Annotated in this window: 2 protein-coding genes; both read left to right on the forward strand. The window is 66.3% G+C overall.

Annotated elements, in window-relative coordinates; translation table 11 throughout:
• On the forward strand, positions 1 to 433 hold a 433-nt coding region (locus EN738_RS33695; protein WP_189606110.1), incomplete at its 5' end, for a TetR/AcrR family transcriptional regulator C-terminal domain-containing protein.
• Positions 434 to 644: 211 nt separating this feature from the next.
• Positions 645 to 2,213 (forward strand): DNA translocase FtsK (locus tag EN738_RS33700; protein WP_281034342.1); only part of this gene is annotated, 1,569 nt, incomplete at its 3' end.

Consider the following 2,213-nt stretch of genomic DNA (forward strand, 5'->3'; position numbering starts at 1 on the left):
CGAGATGCTCGATCGCGCCGGCGATCTGCGCGAGACACTGGTCAAGTTCGGCAAGGTGCTGTCGCTCAAGATCACCTCGGCCAAGGTCATCCAGGCGCAGCGCACGGTGATCGGCGCGGCGGACAGGATACCCGACATGGGCGCCCGGTTTTACGAGCGCGGCCCGAAACGCGGCCATGACAAGGTCATGGCCTTCCTCAATGCCGCCATCGAGCGCGGCCTGCTCAAGATCGACGATGTCGATCTTGCCGCCTATCAGTTCACCGAACTCTGCCTGGCCGGTATTTTCCGGCAGTGCATATTCTCCTACCGCACCAAGGCCCCCAGCCAGGAGGAGATCGACCATGTCGTCAGGTCGGGCGTCGGCATGTTCCTGAAGGCCTACGGGACCGAGAAGCTCGCGGCCGAGGAGCAGGCGGCACAGTCGGTGTGAAAACCTGAAGCGCGCGGAGCGGTTGCGAAGGTTCGCGGCGTGCCTTGACGACGCGACGCAGACAGCGTCGTAACCGGCCTCGGTGTCCGCCGGGCACGTCCGTGCTCCAGCCTAAATCGACTGTCGATCGGAGCTCTCCGGAAGAGCTTGTTAACCATCGGTTCCTATGTCTCGGGACACGTTTGTTCGACGAATCTCGAGTGTGACATCCATGCGTTTTACCCGTGCCAATCCTTCCGGCGCTTCCCCCTACGGCGACAGCGATGGCAGTCATCCGGAAGATGCCCGGCACCATGGCGCGGCCGCGCCGCCGCAACGGCAAACCGGGCAGGTCGTCACGCTGCGAGCCGCCGATGAAGGCGATTCGGACGCTGCCGCCTCGGTTGATTCGACTGAAGGCGGCGAGTTCGGCCGCCCGACCTGGCAGCAATATTTCTTCCTCGCGCCCAATGTGCGTTTCACCCGCACGCCGGAGTCCGACAAGCGGCCCACGGCGCAGCCGGATGATGAACCACCGGCCAAGGCGGCGCCTTCCCGCGGCGATTCCGTCCGCCCCGCGCCGTCGGCCCCCCGGCCGGTCGCGCCGGCCCGGGAAATCCTTGCTGCGCCCTCTACTGCTTCGATCAAGCCGCCGCAGGCCATCGTCAAGCCGCCACAGGCCATCGCCGCTCCGCCGCGGGCGGTCGCTGCTCCGGCGCAAAAGGCGCAGCCGCCGAAATTCCGCTGGTCCTATCTTTCCGATGATGCGTTTTTCGAATTCAGCATGCCCTTGCTCGCCGAGCGCCTGGCACGGGCTCGCCTGAACGAATCGTCGCCACCTCCCACCTCCGCGCCGGTGCATCCTCCGGCGCGACCGATCCGGTCCGGATCCGCCGCCCCGGTCGAGGCAATTTCGTCCTACCGCATCATCGAATGGCGTTCGAACGGGCCGGCCGCAAGCCCTGCACAGGCCGGCACGCCTGCCGCACGGCCTGCTTCGGTGGAGATTGAACCTCGCGCGCCCGCGGCGGAGCCTGCCGCGCCAATTTCCGTTCCAAAAAGCGCCCGGACCGCGAAGCGCGCGCCGTCTCTGCCCGTCGCCGGCAAGGTGGTGCCGTCGGCCGCCCCGTCCGGCTACGAGCTGCCGTCCGAGGACCTGCTGCAAATGCCGCCGGAGGGCCAGGGCTTCTACATGTCGCAGGAGCGGATGGAACAGAACGCCGACCTGCTCGAAAGCGTGTTGGAGGATTTCGGCGTCAAGGGCGAGATCATCCATGTCCGGCCTGGTCCGGTCGTCACGCTCTACGAGTTCGAGCCGGCGCCTGGCGTGAAATCCAGCCGCGTCATCGGCCTGGCCGACGACATCGCCCGCTCCATGTCGGCGATCTCGGCGCGCGTCGCCGTCGTGCCCGGCCGCAACGTCATCGGCATCGAACTGCCCAACGAGACGCGCGAGACGGTCTATTTCCGCGAGCTGATCGCATCGGCCGGCTTCCGCAACACGTCCTGCAAGCTGGCGCTGGGCCTCGGCAAGACGATCGGCGGCGAGCCGGTCATCGCCGACCTGGCCAAGATGCCCCATCTGCTGGTCGCTGGCACCACCGGCTCCGGCAAATCGGTCGCCATCAACACCATGATCCTGTCGCTGCTCTACCGGATGAAGCCGGAGGAATGCCGCCTCATCATGGTCGACCCAAAAATGCTGGAACTGTCCGTCTATGACGGCATCCCGCATCTGCTCACGCCCGTCGTCACCGATTCCAAGAAGGCCGTCACGGCGCTGAAATGGGCAGTGCGCGAG

This window comes from Mesorhizobium sp. M4B.F.Ca.ET.017.02.2.1 (assembly GCF_003998955.1).
GTDB lineage: Bacteria > Pseudomonadota > Alphaproteobacteria > Rhizobiales > Rhizobiaceae > Mesorhizobium > Mesorhizobium abyssinicae.